General features: G+C 60.2%; 13 protein-coding genes and 1 rRNA gene. 10 read left to right on the top strand and 4 right to left on the bottom strand.

The annotated features are described in order from the left end of the window. The first annotated feature begins 128 nt into the window (after window positions 1–128). Complete coding sequence (locus VLA07_RS23895; RefSeq protein WP_027611112.1) at window positions 129–467, top strand: hypothetical protein; 339 nt, start codon at window positions 129–131, stop codon at window positions 465–467. Window positions 468–595: 128 nt separating this feature from the next. Here the strand turns inward: VLA07_RS23895 and lapD are convergent, their stop codons facing one another. Both lapD and lapG read right to left on the bottom strand, forming a co-directional pair. Beyond that, window positions 596–2,542: a cyclic di-GMP receptor LapD gene (gene lapD, locus VLA07_RS23890; protein ID WP_139053425.1), complete on the bottom strand. Its 1,947-nt coding sequence runs from the start codon at window positions 2,540–2,542 to the stop codon at window positions 596–598. 14 nt (window positions 2,543–2,556) lie between these two features. Beyond that, complete coding sequence (lapG, locus tag VLA07_RS23885; RefSeq protein ID WP_007962016.1) at window positions 2,557–3,249, bottom strand: cysteine protease LapG; 693 nt, start codon at window positions 3,247–3,249, stop codon at window positions 2,557–2,559. Between the two features lie 196 nt (window positions 3,250–3,445). Here lapG and VLA07_RS23880 point away from each other — a divergent pair, with 196 nt between their 5' ends. The 5 genes from VLA07_RS23880 (at window position 3,446) to VLA07_RS23860 (ending at window position 10,525) form a co-directional block, all read left to right on the top strand. Beyond that, a complete protein-coding gene (locus tag VLA07_RS23880; RefSeq protein ID WP_027611110.1) occupies window positions 3,446–4,156 on the top strand; it encodes a GntR family transcriptional regulator in 711 nt (236 codons plus the stop codon). A 768-nt stretch (window positions 4,157–4,924) separates the two neighbouring features. Then, complete coding sequence (locus tag VLA07_RS23875; protein WP_103367800.1) at window positions 4,925–5,701, top strand: DUF3050 domain-containing protein; 777 nt, start codon at window positions 4,925–4,927, stop codon at window positions 5,699–5,701. After that, on the top strand, window positions 5,698–6,627 hold the full coding sequence (locus VLA07_RS23870; RefSeq protein WP_333991851.1) for a diiron oxygenase: 930 nt from the start codon (window positions 5,698–5,700) through the stop codon (window positions 6,625–6,627). Before VLA07_RS23875 ends, VLA07_RS23870 begins: the two co-directional genes overlap by 4 nt. A 13-nt stretch (window positions 6,628–6,640) precedes the next feature. Beyond that, window positions 6,641–10,033, top strand: coding sequence for an amino acid adenylation domain-containing protein (locus VLA07_RS23865; RefSeq protein WP_333991848.1), 3,393 nt, complete (start codon window positions 6,641–6,643; stop codon window positions 10,031–10,033). A gap of 24 nt (window positions 10,034–10,057) precedes the next feature. Continuing rightward, a complete protein-coding gene (locus VLA07_RS23860) occupies window positions 10,058–10,525 on the top strand; it encodes an SRPBCC family protein (protein ID WP_333991847.1) in 468 nt (155 codons plus the stop codon). A gap of 126 nt (window positions 10,526–10,651) precedes the next feature. Here VLA07_RS23860 and VLA07_RS23855 read toward each other — a convergent pair whose 3' ends face one another. Beyond that, window positions 10,652–12,532, bottom strand: a complete 1,881-nt coding sequence (locus VLA07_RS23855) for a methyl-accepting chemotaxis protein (RefSeq protein WP_115985152.1) — start codon at window positions 12,530–12,532, stop codon at window positions 10,652–10,654. 311 nt (window positions 12,533–12,843) lie between these two features. On the opposite strand from VLA07_RS23855, the gene VLA07_RS23850 reads away from it, so the two are divergent. From VLA07_RS23850 to VLA07_RS23835, 4 genes are all read left to right on the top strand, one after another. Then, window positions 12,844–13,344 (top strand): sigma-70 family RNA polymerase sigma factor, encoded by a 501-nt coding sequence (locus tag VLA07_RS23850; RefSeq protein WP_098966527.1) that lies wholly within the window; start codon window positions 12,844–12,846, stop codon window positions 13,342–13,344. Then, window positions 13,344–14,345 carry a FecR family protein gene (locus VLA07_RS23845; RefSeq protein ID WP_333991844.1) on the top strand — a complete coding sequence of 334 codons (1,002 nt, stop codon included), beginning with the start codon at window positions 13,344–13,346 and terminating at the stop codon, window positions 14,343–14,345. Before VLA07_RS23850 ends, VLA07_RS23845 begins: the two co-directional genes overlap by 1 nt. Before the next feature lie 87 nt (window positions 14,346–14,432). Continuing rightward, the gene (locus tag VLA07_RS23840) at window positions 14,433–16,934 is read left to right on the top strand and encodes a TonB-dependent siderophore receptor (protein ID WP_333991842.1); all 2,502 of its coding nucleotides are present in this window, start codon (window positions 14,433–14,435) and stop codon (window positions 16,932–16,934) included. Between the two features lie 75 nt (window positions 16,935–17,009). After that, entirely contained in the window at window positions 17,010–18,188 is a 1,179-nt protein-coding gene (locus tag VLA07_RS23835; RefSeq protein WP_333991840.1) for a PepSY-associated TM helix domain-containing protein, read from the top strand. A gap of 65 nt (window positions 18,189–18,253) precedes the next feature. Here the strand turns inward: VLA07_RS23835 and rrf are convergent. Continuing rightward, window positions 18,254–18,369: ribosomal RNA gene (rrf, locus tag VLA07_RS23830) — 5S ribosomal RNA — on the bottom strand. Window positions 18,370–18,531: the final 162 nt, after the last annotated feature.

Here is an 18,531-nt window from a genome sequence, read left to right as displayed (position 1 = left end):
CCCCTTGGGGCGGCCGTCACGTTTGCGGCTAACTCGGCGGTGACGATTTCGTCGCCACCCCGCATACTCGCGCGCAGTTGGCCTATGCTGCTGACAGCATGACGCTGGATCTTTCTGAGGGATGCTCAATGTTTTACGTGCAACGCGATGCGCAAGGTCTGTTGATTCGCGTGGAAGCCGCGGCCTACGCCGAGGCCACGGAAACGCTGCCGGCCGACAGCCATGAAATCCAGGCCTGGTTCGCCAATGAAGTGGTGGAAACCAGCCTGAAACAGCTCAAGCAGAGCGACCTGGAAATGATTCGGGTACTCGACGACCTGATTCAGGTGCTGACCCAGAAAGGCGTGATCCGCGTCACCGACCTGCCGCCGGCGGCGCAGGCCAAGTTGATGGACCGCACCCAGGCGCGTGAGGCGTTGGGCGGGTTGAGCCAGTTGATCGATGATGATGAAGGTGGGCTGATCTGATCCCGCATATTCGTTGAATGATCTGGCCCCTTCGCGAGCAGGCTCGCTCCCACATTTGAAATGCATTCCAATGTGGGAGCGAGCCTGCTCGCGAAGACGGCATCACTGACACCGCCTTACTCCAAGATTCACTTCCAGGGCGTGGGTTCACCGAACAACTGCCCCTGCACTCCGTACAAGCCCATCTCGCGAATCACCGATAACTCGCCTTCGGTCTCCACCCGCTCGGCAATCAACGGTAGATCGATGCTGTGCGCCGCCCGCTGGATGGCTTCGATGAACAGACGCTTGTCACTCTCCTGATCGATCGCGCGAATGTAACTGCCATCGATCTTCAGGTACGCCAGCCCCAGCCGCGCCAGGTTGCCGATCATGCTGAAGCGTCCACCAAAGCGCTGCAGACTCAGAGAGAAACCGAGTTCACGCAGACGCCGGGTCAACTGCTCCAGCACCGCTTGCTCCGGCAATTGCTCCTCGCCGATCTCCAGCGTCAGGCGCTCGCCGAGGTCGGAGTGCGCGCGCAGAATCTCGAACACTTTGTTCAGCGCTTGTGGATCGGCCAGGGTTGCCGAAGACAGGTTCAGCGCCAGCGAATCTTCGTGCCCTTTCATCTGCTCCAGCACGCGTTCGAGCATCAGACGGTCCAGTCGCGCGGTCCAGCCAAAACGCTCGAGCCACGGCAGGAAACGCCCGGCCGGGATGGTCTGGCCCTGTTCATCCAGCAAGCGCGAAAGCACTTTGTAATGCAGCACCAATTGCGTGTCCTGAGCGGCCACCACCGGTTGGAAATACAGTTCGAAACGCTGCTGGTTCAGCGCCTGATCGAGCAAGCGATGCCAGGCATGGTGATCGTCACCGACGTCCGCCACCAGGCTCTGATCGATGCACGCCCAGTTTTGCTCGCCCTGCCCCTCGGCCTGCGCCAGCGCCTGATCGCCCAGGGTCAGTACTGCTTGCGGTGAATCGCCGTGGGCAAACGGGGCGAGGCCAATGGAAGCCACGGCCGGCACATCGGTTGCGCCAGTGGCGTGCAGGCTGCTCAGCGCGCTGTCGAGGTTCTGCGCCAGTTGCAGCGCTTCTTCGCGCACCAGTCCCGGCGCCAGCACGGCGAATTCACCACCGCGAATACGGGTGACGAGGTTCTGGGTTTCAGGGTATTTGGCGCACTCGCGGGACAGTTGCTCGCCGACAGCTTTCAACAATTCATCGGTGCGCTGACCGCCCAGACGCTGATTGAGCCCGGCCAGATCCTTGACCCGCAACAGCAGCAGATAACCGGAACTGGCCTGCTCCGGGTTGCTCACGCGGTTGTGCAGTTGCATCTCGAAATAGCGCCGGTTGGCCAGCCCGGTGAGGTTGTCCTGATAAGACTCGGCACGCAGTTTTTCGCTGCGCTCGGCCTGCTCCTGGAACAGCGCCTTGAGCTTCTCGACCATCTGGTTCATCGCCTGCACCACGCGCCGCAGTTCCGGGGTACGCGGCAGCTCCGGCAGGCTGAGGAATTCGCGGCGAGCAATGGCGTGCGATTGTTTGACCATGTAATCCAGCGGGCGCAATTGCCTGCGCAGCAGCAACGCGCCGAGCACTGCACTGACCGCGCCGCACAGCAGCAGCCAGCCGAGGCTGCCCAACGCGCTCTGCCACAGCTTGGCCACGGCAAACATCGGGTGACTGACCACCTCGACCCGCGCCGCCTGCTCCCAGCCACGGCTGACCAGCGCGTCGCCACCGGCCGGCTCCAGGCCGATCAGTTTGACGAACCAGTCAGGCACATTGCTCACCGCCGGAATCCCGCTGCGCTCGACAATGGTCTGGTCGGTCTTGAGATCCACCACGCGGATGCTCGCGTAATAGCCGCTGTCGAAAATCGAGCTGACCAGCAGCTCGACCATCGCCGGGTCGTCGATATTCGGCGTCAGCGACAACGCCAGCGCCGTCGCAGCGTCCTGGGCATGGGAGCGCAGCTGGTTGACGTACTGGGTGCGCGAGCTCTCCAGGCTGACCATGAAGCTGCCGGTGAAGGCGACCACCAGGAACAGACAGATAGCGATCAACAGCTGTTTGAACAAAGACATCTGAGCGCGTGCTCCTAGTTAGTCGTTTCGACCGGGAAACCTTCGGCCTGCATTTTCTTCAGCACATCCTGCCAGCGCGACAGGCGTTTGGTGTCACCGACCTTTTTGTTGCCCTTGGCTCCCGGCAGGTACAGACCTTCAGCATTGAAAGAGTAGACCGGCAGCAAATCGGTTCGCTGGGACGCAGGCTGAATCGGATCGATCAGGCTGTCGAGCACCAGCGGCATGGCATCGGGGGTGGCGTAGTAAGTCAGCACCATGTGTGCGCGATTCTGGCGCAGTGCCTTGACGTAGGTGATGCGCAGCTTGTCACTGGAGACCCCGAGATGGCGCAGGCTGAAATACTTGGCGATCGCGTAGTCTTCGCAATCGCCTGCGCCTTTCCACAACGCTTCGATGGGCGTCTCCCAATAATCGACCTGCCCCCACAGATCGATATCTTCTACATAACGCACCTGTTTGTTGAAAAACAGGTTCACCACTTTCAGCTTTTCCATCTCGCTGACCTGTTTCTGCGTGGCCAGCAGGTTTTGCCAGGCATCGATCCGCTGCTGCCCGGCACCCAACGGGCCGTAGAGCGCCGTAGCCTTGCGGCTGATCGCGGAAAAATCCCAATCGGCATGCAGGCCGCCCAGCATGACGCCGGCCAGCAACAGTGCGCAGCCTAGCCAGCGCAGAGTCCGGGGGATCGCGAAACGTACCGCCACAGCAGGTTTCCAGGGGGCAGGAAGGAAAGCGTTTGATGGTGAAGCTTAGCCCGGCAAAAAACAATGGCACCATGAGATCATCGCCATCGCGCTAAACTTCATTCAGGACAGCAATCCTTTACATGGTTTGACAACCTGTAGAGCAATCACTAGTGTCTTTGGATCCAAATTCCGTCGTCATTCAGGGTGAGTAGTTGTGACACAGAAGCCCAAACCGCTGCACAGCATCAAAGTCGATGGGCCGATTCCCGCACACCTTGCCCGCTCGATCATCGAAGAAACCCTGCGCTCGGCGATCCTTGACGGTCGCTTGCCGTGCGGCACCGCCCTGCGCCAGCAGGATCTGGCCGACCTGTTCGGGGTCAGCCGCATGCCGGTGCGCGAGGCTCTGCGCCAGCTCGAAGCGCAAGAACTGCTGAGCGTCACCACCCACAAGGGCGCCGTTGTAGCGCCGCTGATCCAGGGCGACGCCACCGAAACCTACGAGTTGCGGATCCTCCTCGAATCCGAAGCCATGCGTCAGTCGATCCCGTTGCTGACCAGCGCCGATCACGCGCTTGCCGCCGGCTATATCGAAGAACTCGAAACCCAGCACGACTACAGCGAAATCGGTCGGCTCAACCGTCTGTTCCACATGGCCCTGTACAGCAAGGCACCGAATAAGCGTCTGCTGCGGCTGGTCGAAGACGGCCTCAACGAGGAGGAGCGCTTCCTGCGTTTCAATCTCGAAGCCATGGGCCTGGGCAAACTCTCCCAGGAAGATCACCGCGCCATGCTCCAGGCCGTGATCGAGCGCGATGTCGAGCTGTCGGTGAAGTTGCTCACACATCACCTCAACCGTGGCGTCGACGTGATCACCCGCTTCCTCGCCAGTCCCGCCGGACAAAACCGCAAGGCCGTGCGCTGACACCCTTCACGCCGGTCTCAGGCCTTCGCGTCTGACCGGCGAATAACCCGCTTACAAATCCTCTCCCCGATCCTCCGCAAACCTGGTGGCGGATCCGCGTGTTCGCTCTAACCTCCCAGCGCTCGCAAGCCCGCCATTGCGGCTCGGCGCGGACGAATCGGTCATAGCCGTCCCGCCAATTTACCCGCACTCTTTAACGGCCACCCCATGAAGAACGGGCGACGCGCCGCACCGCCGGCGCAGTCCCCGCACCAGGAACCTACGGAAGGAGCCTTGCCACGGGAAAAAGGGAAGTTACGGCGCCGTTTCCGGCCCACTTTCATTCCTATACATCACATTCAATTTCCGCTTCTTAAAGTTGCTTTGAGTGAGGCATTCACTCTTGTCTTCAATTTTGGCCATTATTTGCCGAAAGGAGCAACTACGCCCAAGTAAAACTTAAACAAAAAGTTTTACCGGGCCGACTCATACTTGAAAAACATACAACTAAAAATAATTAAAAATAAACTTGTTAAGTTATTTGACGATGTATTAGCTTTTCCTCGCCGAGCAGGTTCTACCTGCAAACACGGCACGGCTCCGCAGTCAGCCAATAGCTTTGGCAAATATTCGCCAACGCATGGTCGAGAGCCTTTCATGCACTTTGCAAACTTTCATTAATCCGAATGAGGCCCGCGTTCGCCAATAGAAAACATTTCAAACTTATCAAGTCCATGTTGATGCACTGAACGAGCAACTCCCTCTATTCCAATAACACCGAGGTTCGCCATGATGCCAACTAAAGAACAACTCGCCCTGAAAAAAGCGCAATTGAGCGATCACCCGATCTTTACCGAGATCGATTCGTTATCGGTACTGCGCCGGTTCATGGAATCCCACGTCTTCGCCGTGTGGGATTTCATGTCGTTGACCAAGCGCCTGCAACAGGAACTGACCTGTACACGGCTGCCATGGTTACCGCCACGCGATCCGCATGCTGCGCGGCTGATCAACGAGATCGTGCTCGGCGAAGAGTCGGATGATCGTCCCGCCCACGGCCATTACAGCCATTTCGAGCTGTACCTGGACGCGATGCGCGAAGTCGGTGCGAGCACCACGGCGGTCGAACGGTTTGTCGCGCTGCAACAGGAAGGCGTGAGTTACGACGTCGCCCTGCAAAGCGTTGAGGTTGATCCGGCAGCGGCGAAATTTGTGCGCGAGACGCTGCACACCGCGCTGCACGCACCGGGCCACAGTGTCGCCGCCGCGTTCCTGCATGGCCGCGAAAGCGTGATCCCGACGATGTTCCAGCGCATCCTCGATGACTGGGGGATCGGCATCGAACAGGCACCCACCTTTCGCTATTACCTGGAGCGCCACATCGAGGTCGACTCCGAAGATCACGGCCCGGCGGCAGAGCAACTGCTGGAGCGCCTGGTCGACGGTGATCCGCAGCGTGAGGCCGAAGTCTACGCCAGCGCCATCGCGGCGGTGGATAGCCGCATCGCCCTGTGGGACGGCTTGCGTCTGAGCATGCGCGAGCCCTTGGCGGAGGTGGCCCAATGAACGCCGCCGATTACCAATCCTTCGCCGACGCCTGGGAAACCCGCGCCACCATCCGCACCCGGCCACGGCGTGTTCTGGAAGACGATGAGCGCCTGATCTATCCGCTGAGCCGCCAGCCCCTGGTGCTCAACGAAACCTTCCTGCGCGAATGCCCGCAGCAGCGTGATTTCGCCCTGGTGCAGACGTTGTACAAGTTCATCAACGACGTGGTGATTTTCGAAACCGAAATCGTCGACCAGACCGCCCGCGCCATCGCCAAGAATCGCTTCGCCGTACCCTTCCCGTTCGCCTGTCGCTACGACGCCATGACGGTGGTGGTGGACGAGGATTACCACGCACTGGTGGCGATGGACTTCATGCAGCAGACCGTGGCCATGACCGGCATCGAGCCGATCGAACTGCCCGCTGAAATCGAACTGAGCCGGGCAATTCCTGCCGCTGTGGCACTGGCGCCAGAGCACCTGCGCAGCGCGGTGGAACTGATCTGCGTGGCCATCGCCGAGAACACCGTGACTGGTGACGTCGCCGCATTCGCCCGGGACGACACGGTCAAGCCGTCGATCAAAGGGCTGATGGCCGATCACCTGCTCGACGAGGGCCGGCACTCCAGTTTCTGGGCGCGCATGGTGCGCATCTATTGGCACACCGCCAATGACGCGGATCGGGAAACCATCGCGCAGATCCTGCCGGTGTTCATCGGCCATTACCTGACCAACGACATCCAGAAGTCCTTCGATCTGCGCCTGATCGACGCCTTGCCGGTCAGTGATGCGATCCGCCGCTCACTCAAGGACGAAATGGCCGGGCTGGCCTTCCCGATCAATCGCCATCATCCGCTGGTGGGCAACATCGTGCGCTTTTTCCACAACAGCTCGCTGCTCGACACGCCCTGCGTGCAGCACGCCCTGCGTGACTATCTGGTTTGATGAGGAGGCCGACATGAGACGTCTCGACATTTTATTGATTGGCGCCAGCCAGGCCATGACCGACCTGGCGCAGGAACTCGAACAACACGGTCATTCCTTACGACGCAGCGGTACGGCGCAATCGCCGGTGGATCTGATCATTGACGATGGCTTCATCGGCGCTGGCGATTTCTGCGCCATCCCGCACTTGCATCTGCGCCTCGGTATCGCTGCGCAGAGCCTTGGCGGTTTACCGACGCTCGACCTGCTGTGCTTCCTCGGCTCGTCACTGATCAGCCGTGTGCCGATTGGCGATGAGCCGTCCGGCAACGGTCAGGCACTACGCCAGCGGGTGCTGACGCAGGTGGTTGACGAAGTCGCGCTGCTGGTCAGCCGTTTCTCCCGCGATGCCGAGTATTTGCAGCAGGCAGTGCCGGCCATGGCGCCGGACTTCGAACAGGTGGAGGACCTGTCGTTTCTCGACAGTCTGGCTTACATCCATCGCCTCAACGCCACGACGCATCCGGCATTGTTGCAACAGGCGCAGACACCGTTGATCGAGCGCCTGCAACACAGCCTGATCGCGCACGCTGATCGGCCGGCGCTGCACCTGGCCGAGCAGTCGCTCAGCTATCGCCAGTTGCACGCGCACAGCCGTGCGATCCAGCAACGTCTGCAACCGTTGCTCGAGCAGCATCCGCAGCCGTGGGTCGTGGGCATTTGCCAGCCGAAAAGCCCGGCGCTGTTCGCCTCGACTCTGGCGGTGCTCGGCAGTGGCGCAGTGTATCTGCCGCTCGAGCCGAGCCATCCGTTGCAGCGCCAGCAATACATCCTGCAAAACGCCGGCGCGGTGTTATTGCTGCACGACGGCGAGCATCCGCTCAGTGAGTCGATGCCCGGGCTGGATGTCAGTCGTATCGACAATGCCGAAGCCGATCTCGACCTGCCATTGATGCGTCAGCGGCCGACGCTTGAAGCACCGTGCATGGCGCTCTACACCTCCGGCACTACCGGGCATCCGAAGGGCGTGCTGCTGAGCCAGGCGAACCTCGCGCACTTTACCGCGTGGTACGCCGATTACGCGCAGTTGCACGCCGAAAGTCGGGTGTTGCAGTTCTCTTCGCTGAGCTTCGACTCATCGCTGATCGATATCTTTCCGACGCTGCTGCAGGGCGCCGAACTGGTGGTGCCCGACGACACCCAGCGCCGCGATCCGCTGCAACTGGTGGCATTGATCCGCCGCCGGCAACTGACCCACGCGTTTCTGCCGCCGGCGCTGCTGAGCATCCTGCCGTTGGAGCAACTGCAAGGCGTGGAGGTGATGACCGGTGGCGACGTCTGCGAGCCTTTCGTCATCGAGCAACTGACCCGTCATGGCAGGCTGCACAACCTCTACGGCCCCACCGAAGCGACGGTGCTGATTACCGCTCGCCAGCTCAAACCGGGTGACAGCAACCGCACTCTTGGCGCACCGATTGCCAACAGTCAGGTGCTGATTCTCGATGACGACTTGCAACCGGTGACGGAGAACACTGTCGGCGAATTGTTCATCGTCGGTCCTGGCGTTTGCCTCGGTTATTTGAACAATCCGCAGCAGACCGCGGAGCGTTATCTGACCCTGCAACTGCCGCACGGTGAGAGCTTGCGCGCCTACCGCAGTGGCGACATGGCCAAGTGGGGCGAACACGGTATCGAGCTGTGCGGACGGCGCGACAATCAGGTGAAGATTCGCGGTTTCCGGGTCGAGCCGGAAGAGATCGAGCGCTGCCTGCGCGAGAGCCAGTTGTACCGTCAGGTGGCGGTGGTGATCGACAGTCAGCGGCGGATTCTGGCGTTCCTTGCGCAGCCGCAGTCGGACGCTGCCCGCGATCTGTTGAAGGCGCATGCCCAACAGTTTCTGCCGGACTACATGCAACCGGTGGCATGGACTGAACTGGCACGGATGCCGTTCGCCAGCAACGGCAAGGTCGACCGCAAGGCGTTGCTGGAGCTGCCGTTGAGCGTGCAGGACAGCAGTCCGAAATGCCTGCCGGCAAACGCTGACGAAGCGTTGCTGCTGGAGATCTGGGCGGAACTGCTGGAGCTGCCGAGCAGCGATATTTCCACCGACGAAAGCTTCTTCAATCTCGGTGGGCATTCGATTCTGCTGTCGCGGATGTTGCTGCGTTTGCGTGAGGAATTCGGGCGCAGCATCTCGATCAACCGCTTCATCGAACTGCCGACCATCATCAAGCTCGCGACGCTGGTGCGCGGTACCGATGACAGCGCGGTGCTCAGCGCCCAGGCCATGGCCGACGCCGAGCGTCCGCTGAACATCGAACCGCTGCCGATCAGTCGCCTGGGCGATGTGCACAAGGTGATCGTCACCGGCGCCAACAGCTTTGTCGGCGTGCACATCGTCGAAGCGCTGCTCGGTTGGGGCGCCAGCGAAGTAGCCTGTCTGGTGCGTGACGGCGGCGGGCAAACGGCGGCGCAGCGTTTTGCTCAGGCGCTGCGCGAGAACCGTCTCGAGCATCTCGATTTGAGCCGGGTGCGGATCTACTCCGCGAACCTCACCCGACCGCAACTCGGTCTGGCCGATGACGATTATCAGCGCCTGGATCGCGAGTTCGGCGCGCTGGTGCACAACGCCGCCAACGTCAATCACGTGCTCGATTACGAGTCGCTGGCCGCGGATAACGTCGAGCCGATTTTCGAGCTGCTGCGCCTGTGTGAAGGGCGCAGCAAAAAGGTCTTCAACTTTGTCTCAACGCTGTCCGCTTCCAGCACCGTCGACGGCGAAGGCCGAGTGCTCGAACTGCCCGCCGCGCCGACCCCGCCGATCTACATCCGCAACGGCTACAACCTGTCGAAGTGGGTCGGCGAGCGCGTCCTCGAACGGGCCCGCGAGCGTGGGGTGTGGGTCAACCTGTATCGCCCCGGCAACATCAGTTTCAACAGCCTGAGCGGCGTCTGCCAGCCGCACAAAAACCGTTTGATGCTGATGCTCAAAGGCTCGATCCAGCTCGGTCAGGTGCCGGCCTTTGCGCTGAATTTCGACCTGATGCCGGTGGACTTCCTCGCGCGCTTCATCGCCTTCCACGCCAGCCGTTATTCGACCGAGCGTGCGGTGTTCAACCTGCACAACCCCGAACCGCTGAGTTGGGATGCCTACGTCGCTTCGTTCCGCGAAACCGGCAGCGAGTTTTCGCTGGTCAGTGTCGCCGACTGGCAGCAGCAACTGGGCCGGGTCGACGCCGACAACGCGCTGTTCGGCGTGCTCGGTTTCTACCTCAACGGCTTCGAGGAGGACATCGGCGACATCTCCCTGATCGGCCACGCCAACGCTGAAGCCGGCGTGCAACAGATGGGCGCGCACTACCCGGAAAAATCCCCGGCGCTGCTACGTCGCGGCTGCGATTACCTGAAAGAAATCAACTTCATCTGATTCATCCAAAAAAGGAGCAACACCATGAGCAATCTGCAACCCGACACCCTGATCAAAAACCCGCACGGCTGCCACGTTGTGTCGTCGGTGGAAGTGCCGGCGGACGCGGCGCAGGTCTGGGCGGTGGTCGGCAATTTCGCTGGCTTCGACCGCTTCATCCCGGCGCTGTCGCACATCGACATGACCGGCGACGGCGTGTCGTCGCTGCGCAAGAAATTCTTCAAGGACGGCAACGTGGTAGTCGAGCAACTCAACTCCCGCGATGAGCAGGCGCGCGCCATGACCTGGACCACGATCTACAACACCTTGGGTGTAGCGAATTTGTGGGCGGCGATGAACGTGGAATCGCTGGGGGCGGGTAAGTCGCGGGCGACCTGGACGATCATTGCCGAACCGGCTTCAGGTGGGGAGGAAGCGCTGCCGGGGTTCAAGGATTTCGTGCAGGGGTTTGCCGATGATGCGATGGGGAATGTGCTGAAGCTGTTTGTGTAAGGCTTCAGTTCTGCGGTGATTGAGCTACCGCAATCGCGAGCAGGCTCACTCCTACAGTTGGAATGCGTTCCCCTGTAGGAGTGAGCCTGCTCGCGATCAACGATAACGCGGTCTCGAATCTGACAATCAGATCTTGAAGCTGTCCACCAACTGCTTCAGGCGATTGGCCTGCTGCGACAACGCATCACAATCCTTCAATGTTTCATTGAGGTTGGCCACGCTCTGCTGGTTCAGCAGGTTGATCTGGTTGACGTCGACGTTGAGGGTTTCCACCACCGCCGTCTGCTCTTCGGTCGCCGCGGCCACCGACTGGTTCATGCCGTCGATTTCGCCGATGCGCTGGGTCACGCTGACCAGGCGCAGACCGGCCTGATTGGCCACTTCCACGCTCTCTTCGCTGGACGCCTGACTGGCGTTCATGGTGGTCACCGCTTCACGCGAACCGACCTGCAAGGAGGTGATCATCTTGTGGATCTCTTCCGCCGATTCCTGGGTGCGATGCGCGAGGTTACGCACTTCGTCCGCCACCACCGCAAAACCGCGTCCGGCTTCACCGGCACGGGCCGCTTCGATGGCCGCGTTGAGCGCCAGCAGGTTGGTCTGCTGCGAGATGCCTTTGATCACATCGAGGATGTGGCCGATGTTGTCGGTGCTGGCGTTGAGTGTTTCGATCTGGGTGCACGACAGGCTGATCTTCTGCGACAGCTCTGTCATCGCCTGAATGGTCTGCTCGACCACCTGACGACCGTCATCGGCCTGCTCGCTGGCGCCGCTGGCGTGCTGCGACGCATCGGCGGCGTTGCGGGCGATTTCCTGAGTGGCGGCGCCCAACTGGTTGATCGCGGCGGCGACACTGTTGGTGCGCGCGCTTTGTTCGTCGGAACCGATGATCGAGGCGTTGGACGAGGCCATTACCCGTTGCGACAGGTCGTGCACGTGACGGGTGGCCGACGACACTTCGGAAATCGACGCGTGAATACGCTCGACGAACTGGTTGAACGAGCTGCCCAGTTCAGCGAACTCATCCTTGCCTTCCACGACCAGACGCCGGGTCAGGTCGCCTTCGCCTTGGGCGATGTCCTGCATCGCGCGGCCCATGGTGGTCAGCGGACGCATCAGGACGTTGATCAGCAGGCTCAGCAGCAGCGCAATCGCAGCAACTGCGACGAACATCGCAATCAGCGCCGAAGTACGGAACTGGCTGAGGGCGGCGTAGGCCTTGTCACGATCGATCGACAGCCCGATGTACCAGTCGGCATTTGGCAAACCAGTGACCGGGGTGAACGACAGGATGCGTTCCTGGCCGTTGAGCACCACGTTCTGGTTGCCCTTCTCGATGCGCACGCCGGAATTCGGATAGATGTCCTTGAGGTTCTTCATCACCTGGTCTTTGTCCGGGCTGACGATCACCTGACCGTCACCACTGACCAGGAACGCGTGACCGAGGCCACCGAAGTCCACCGAGTTGATGATCTTCACCAGTGTTTCCAGGCTCAGGTCACCACCGACCACACCCAGCAGTTCGCCATTCTTTTTCACCGGCATGGCGATGGTCACGACCAGACCACCGACCGCCGCCATGTATGGCGGGGTCAACATAGTTTTGTCGGCGACCACGGCCTGTTTGTACCAAGGGCGCTGACGCGGGTCGTAGCCGTCGGGCATCTTCGCGTCAGGGCGCTGGGTGAACACTCCGTTGGCCTGACCGACGTAGGTGAACTGGAAGTTCGAGGTGAAGGCCGGTTGATCGACCAGCCCCGGGAAGTCGGCGTCCTTGCCCTGATGGGCAACGTTCTGCGCGAGGTTTTCCAGCACCAGAATTCGCCCGCTCATCCAGTTCTGCACGCTGCTGGCGGTCAGATCGCCGGCCTGCTGTACGGACGACTGGAGGTTCTGGCGAATGGTGTTGCGCTGCAGATAGTCGTTGTAGAGGGTGAACAAAGCGAAAGCCAGGACCACGACGCCCGAGGCGGCCAACAGGATTTTATGGCTGAACTTGAGATTCATTTCATGGGACTTCTTATGCAAAAGTGGGGATGCGTTCCGGGATGCAACATTCCATGTACAGCGCAGGCGGCGTTCTGACGGCCGCTCTACTTTGGTGCACGCATGTCTCACCAGTCTGTCGGCACCATTCACGGAAATCTTAGGGCTGCATGGGAAATGGCCTGCATTTCTGTCAGATTCCCGCCGAACGGCGTGCCAGAGCGTTCGCCACGAAGTTTTTTTGCTGGATCTCCGAGCGGAGGTTGCAAAATTCGCAGCCCCTGATAAAAATGCGACTAATTATCATTTGTGACGTTCGGGCTGTCGCGTTCATGTCCTCACCTGAGTTTGCAGTGCAGGCGCTTTACAGAAGTCATCACGGCTGGCTCAACGCCTGGCTGCGGGCGCGGCTGGGCAACGCCGCGGATGCCGCGGATCTGGCCCAGGACACCTTCGTCCGTCTGTTGCAGCGCAGCGAACGCCTGGAACTCAAGGCGCCTCGCGCATTTTTACGCACCATCGCCCGTGGCCTGGTGATCGATCATTGGCGTCGTGAAGAAATCGAACGCGCCTATCTCGAAACCATCGCCCATTTGCCCGAAGCCGAAACCCCAAGCGCCGAAACCCGCGCGCTGGTAATCGAGTTGCTCGAGAGCATCGCGCGCATGCTTGAAGGCTTGCGACCGAAAGTGCGTCAGGCGTTTCTGCTGGCGCAGTGCGAAGGTTTGACCCACAAGCAGATCGCCGCGCAGATGGGCTTGTCACTGCGTTCAGTCGAACGTTACGTCGCCGATGCGCTGTATCACTGCTACGTGTTGCGGTACGCAAGTTGATGCCTGTGGATAACAACTCAGTCGCGCGCCGCGCCGAGCCGCAGCAACAGGTGGTCAAGCAAGCCATCCACTGGCTGCTGCGGCTGCGTAACAACCATGGCAATGCGCGCCTGAGTCATCAGTGCGACGCGTGGCGCGCCGAAAATCATGAACATGAACTGGCCTGGCAGCGCGTGCAGTCGCTGCAGGCGGAATTGAGCCATAACCTGCGCGCAGTGCCCGGCGCGCACGTGGCGCTGAACACACTGGAAAACAGTGCGCAAGGACTCGGACGGCGACAGGCCTTGAAGCTGCTGTCTGGCGCAGTGCTGATGGGCTCCGCGGCATGGCTGGCCAAGGACACCTCCGTCTGGCAGCAGTGGCGCGCTGATTACGCTACGGCGACCGGCGAGCGTCGCGGGTTCCAGTTGCCCGACGGCACGCGGATCGAGCTGAACACTGCCAGCGCAGTGGATCTGGACTACACCGCGCAGCAGCGGCTGATCCAACTCACTCGCGGCGAAATCATCGTCACATGCGGCGGTAACGATGAAGGCGCGACGTTCAACCGGCCACTTCGCGTGCAAAGTCGTCATGGTATTTATGAGCCGATAAAAGCCCGCTTCATCCTGCGTCAGGACAGCGATTGCACACGGCTCACCGTCAGCTCCGGGAGCGTCGCCATCCGCAGCGGCGCAACCTCCGTCGAGGCACTCGCGGGGCAGACCTATCTGATCGATCATCATCAGGTGCGCCCGGCAGCGCCACTGGATATGGACGTGGGCGCGTGGGCCGATGGTTTGATTGTGACCCGCAATATGCGCCTGGGCGATTTCCTCAATGAAGTCGGGCGTTATCGTCAGGGCTTTGTGACGTGCGCGCCGCAGGTGGCGGACTTGCGCCTGTCCGGAGTGTTCCGCCTGGAGGACACCGACACGCTGCTGGCCATCCTGCCGCAGACCCTGCCGGTGCAATTGCGTTATCGCACCCGATGGTGGGTCACACTCGAGGCGGTGGCCTGAAATTATTTTGGCGGGTTTTCGCGACAAGTCCGGCTTGGTCAGTAAGCACTTCAACTCAGCCTTTGCGACTTGCCACGGAAACCGACAATGACTGTCCGCCTCACCTGTAAGAAACCGCTGAATTTCACTGCCGAATCGGGCCTGCTGCGCCACGCCGTTCGCGCCGCCCTGCTGTCCACCGTTCTGGGTGCCGGTGCGCTGCCCGGCCTGAGCGTCGCCGCCCCTGCCAGTGAAGCGAGCAGTCATCGCTACAGCATCGGCGCCGGCCCGCTGGGCGAAGCGCTGAACCAGTTTGCCCGTCAGGCAGGCATTACCCTGGCGATGACTCCGCAGCAAACGCAGGGACAACAGTCTCCGGGCGTACAGGGCGAATATTCAACTGATCAGGCGTTGAGCCATTTGCTCAGCGGTTCGGGCCTGGAAGCAGTCAGCCAGGACGGCAGCAGCTACGTCCTGCGCCCTGTCAGTGAAACCGATGCGCTGGCACTGCCAACCACCGATATCAAAGGTTTCGCCCTCGGCAACGCACTCGGCAGCATGGAAGGCTATAACGCCACCCACAGCCAGATCGCCACCAAGACCAGTACTGCGTTGCTAGAAACTTCGCAAAGCGTGTCCGTGGTCACCCGCGAGCAAATGGACGACCAAGGTTCACAGACTGTCTCCCAGGCCATGCGTTATACCCCCGGCGTGCTGACCAACCCTTACGGGGCGACCCATCGCTACGACTATGTGGCGATGCGCGGCTTCAACGATGGCTCGGTGGATAACATCTACCTCGACGGCCTCAAGTCGATGGGCGACAGCGGGACCTACAGCACCATGCAGGTCGATCCGTATTTCCTCGAGCGCGTGGATATTCTCAAAGGCCCGTCGTCGGTCTTGTATGGCCGCAGTTCGCCCGGTGGCCTGGTGGCGCTGACCAGCAAAAAGCCGTTGTACGAGGCCTATCATCAGGTTCAGGCCACGGTCGGTACCCAAGGTCAGCGCGGGGTCGGGTTTGACTTCAGCGGCCCAGTCGATGACGACAAGCGCATTGCCTATCGTCTGACCGGTTTGACGGATCAGTCCGACACACAATTCGACCACAACAAGGAAAAACGCTTCGCCCTCGCTCCGACGCTGAGCATCGATTTCACTGAAGACACCTCGCTGACGCTGCAGGCGTATCTGCAGCACGATCCGGATGGCGGCTACCACGGCGGCGTGCCGGCGGACGGGACGATTCATCAGCGCAACGGCAATCGCATCTCGCCGCACTTCTTCGAGGGTGAGCCGGGGATTGATGGCTACTCGCGGGATCAGCAATCGTTCGGCTATCAGTTCGAACATCGCTTCAACGATGTCTTCACGGCGCGGCAGAATTTCCGTTACCTCGACTCCAAAGTGAACATGGATCAGGTCTACGCCTATGGCTGGACGACGCCAACCAGCAACGAACTGAACCGTTATTACACCGGCGGCGATGAACGTCTGCATGCGTTTATCGTCGACAACATGCTGCAGGCCGAATTCTTCACCGGAGCTACCAAGCACACCGTGTTGATAGGTGCGGACTATCAGCGGCGCAAAACGGTGGTCGACTGGACCAGCGGCGGTCTGGCGCCGATCAATGCGTTCAACCCGGTCTATGGCAACTCGGCGATCGATATGTACGGCGACACCAGTTACCTGCGGCGCCTGGAGCAGACCGGGGTCTACCTGCAAGACCTGATCGAGATGGACCAGTGGCGTTTCTCGCTGGGTCTGCGTCAGGACTGGGTCGAGACGTCGGATGAGAACCGTATCGCCGAAGCGGGCCGTCCGGTGGGCACGGAAATCAACGACCGCCGCACCAAACTGACCGGCCGTGCCGGTGCGTTGTATCTGTTCGATAACGGCCTGGCGCCCTACATCAGCTACTCCGAGTCGTTTAACCCGAACTCGTATGCCGACAGCGCCGGTAATCCTCTGCCTCCGACCGATGGCACACAGTGGGAAGTCGGCCTGAAGTATCAACCGCCGGGCACCGACAACCTGTTCACAGCCTCGCTGTTCCGCATTGATCAAGAAAATCTGGCGACCAAACTGCCGCAGGAAAACTTCTACCGCGCGGTAGGCGCTGTTCGTTCGCAAGGGCTGGAACTGGAAGCGCACATGCAGTTGACCGACAACCTGAAAGTGCTCGGCAGCTACACCTTCACCGATATCGAGTACTCGAAATCGATGGTCAGCACCTTGAGCACTCCGACCGACGTGATCGAGAACAAAGGCAACTCGCCAACTCAGGCGCCGCGGCACATGGCCTCGTTGTGGGCCGACTACAAGTTCGACAGCGCGGTACTCGATGGCCTGCGTCTGGGCGGTGGTGTGCGTTATGTCGGTTATAGCTGGGCGGACGCGGAAAACACGCTGAAGGTGCCTTCCTACACCTTGTTCGACGCCTCGATCGGTTATGACCTGGGCAAGGTCGGCTTGAAGGGCGTCGACGTGCGCTTGAATGCGAACAACCTGACCAATGAGTCCTACGTGGCCTCCTGCGCCAGCCTGAACTTCTGCTACATGGGCGAAGAGCGCAACGTCGCCGCCACGGTCAGCTACCAGTTCTAAACCTCTGCCTTGTGCATAAAAAAGCCAGCCCCTGATTTCAGGGGCTGGCTTTGTCGCTTCTGTGGGGAAATTCTCATGCGCGCATTGTTGGTGTTGTTGCATCGCTATATCGGGCTGGCAACAGCGGTGTTTTTGCTGCTGGCCGGGATCACCGGAAGCATTCTTGCGTTCAATCATGAGCTGGATGAGTGGCTGAATCCGCAATTCTACGCAGCGTCATTTAAGGGGCAACGATTGCCTCCCGGGGCCTTGGTCGACGTGGTGCAAACCACGCATCCGAAGTTGCAAGTCTGGTACATGGAGTATCCGCAGGAGACGGGGCATACCGCCATGTTGGCGGCGGTACCGCGTAATGATCCGGCGACCGGCAAACCGTTCGATGAGCGCAATCAGGTGTTCTATCTCGACCCGGTGAGTGCCGAGCAGAAGGGCCAACGTTACTGGGGTGAGTGCTGCCTTTCTCGGGAGAACTTCATTCCGTTCATTCTTGAGTTTCATTACAACTTGACGCTGCCCGGAAACTGGGGCTTGTGGTTGATGGGACTGGTTGCCAGCGCCTGGGTGATCGATTGTTTCATCGCGCTGTGGCTGACGTTTCCTCGTGGCAAGCCGTTCTGGAAAAAGTGGTCGGCGGCCTGGAAGATCAAGGGCGGCCACGTCTATCGACTCAACTTCGATCTGCATCGGGCCGGTGGATTGTGGCTGTGGTTGTTGTTGCTACCGATTGCGGTCAGCAGTGTCGCGATGAACTTGCCCAGTCAGGTCTTCAAACCGGCGGTGTCGCTGCTTTCACCGATCGAGCCGAGCGTTTATGAGGCTCGAGGGCGAATGCCTCCCTCGGAGTTGGGGGTGACACAATTGAGTTATCAACAGGCGTACGAAAGGGCATTGGTCGAGGGGAAGAGGCTAGGACTGACTGCGGCGATCGGGGAGTTGTATTACAGCTTTGAGTACAACTTCTACGGCGCAGGATTCGGGCAACATGACACTCAAGCGCATGGAAAATCCTGGTTGTTCTTTCACGGCACGGACGGACGATTATTAGGACAGGAAATAGCTGGAGAAGGGACATTGGGGGAACGGTTTTACCGCTTGCAACTACCGATACATGGCGGACGGATCATCGGCTTCACCGGGCAAGTGATCATCGCGGTATTGGGTGTTGTGATTGCGGGGCTGTCAGGGACTGGCGTCTACATCTGGTGGCGCAAGTGGCAGGCCCGGCGCATCAGCCAGGCTCGCAAAGCGGCCTGAGTTTTGGGAGCCCTGAAACGACAAAACCCCTGTCTGCGTTAGCAGACAGGGGTTCTGGAATTTAATCTTGACGATGACCTACTCTCACATGGGGAAACCCCACACTACCATCGGCGATGCATCGTTTCACTTCTGAGTTCGGGATGGGATCAGGTGGTTCCAACGCTCTATGGTCGTCAAGAAATTCTGTATCTGGCTCGTCAACACGGTAACGTGCCAGCAAAATCGGTGACTTCTACTAAAACAAAACCCCAACTGCTTTCGCAATTGGGGTTTCGGAATTTAATCTTGACGATGACCTACTCTCACATGGGGAAACCCCACACTACCATCGGCGATGCAT

It is taken from the genome of Pseudomonas sp. S3(2024) (assembly GCF_036861315.1).
GTDB classification, from domain to species: Bacteria; Pseudomonadota; Gammaproteobacteria; order Pseudomonadales; family Pseudomonadaceae; genus Aquipseudomonas; species Aquipseudomonas putida_A.
This window is presented reverse-complemented; position numbering and strand designations above follow the sequence as displayed.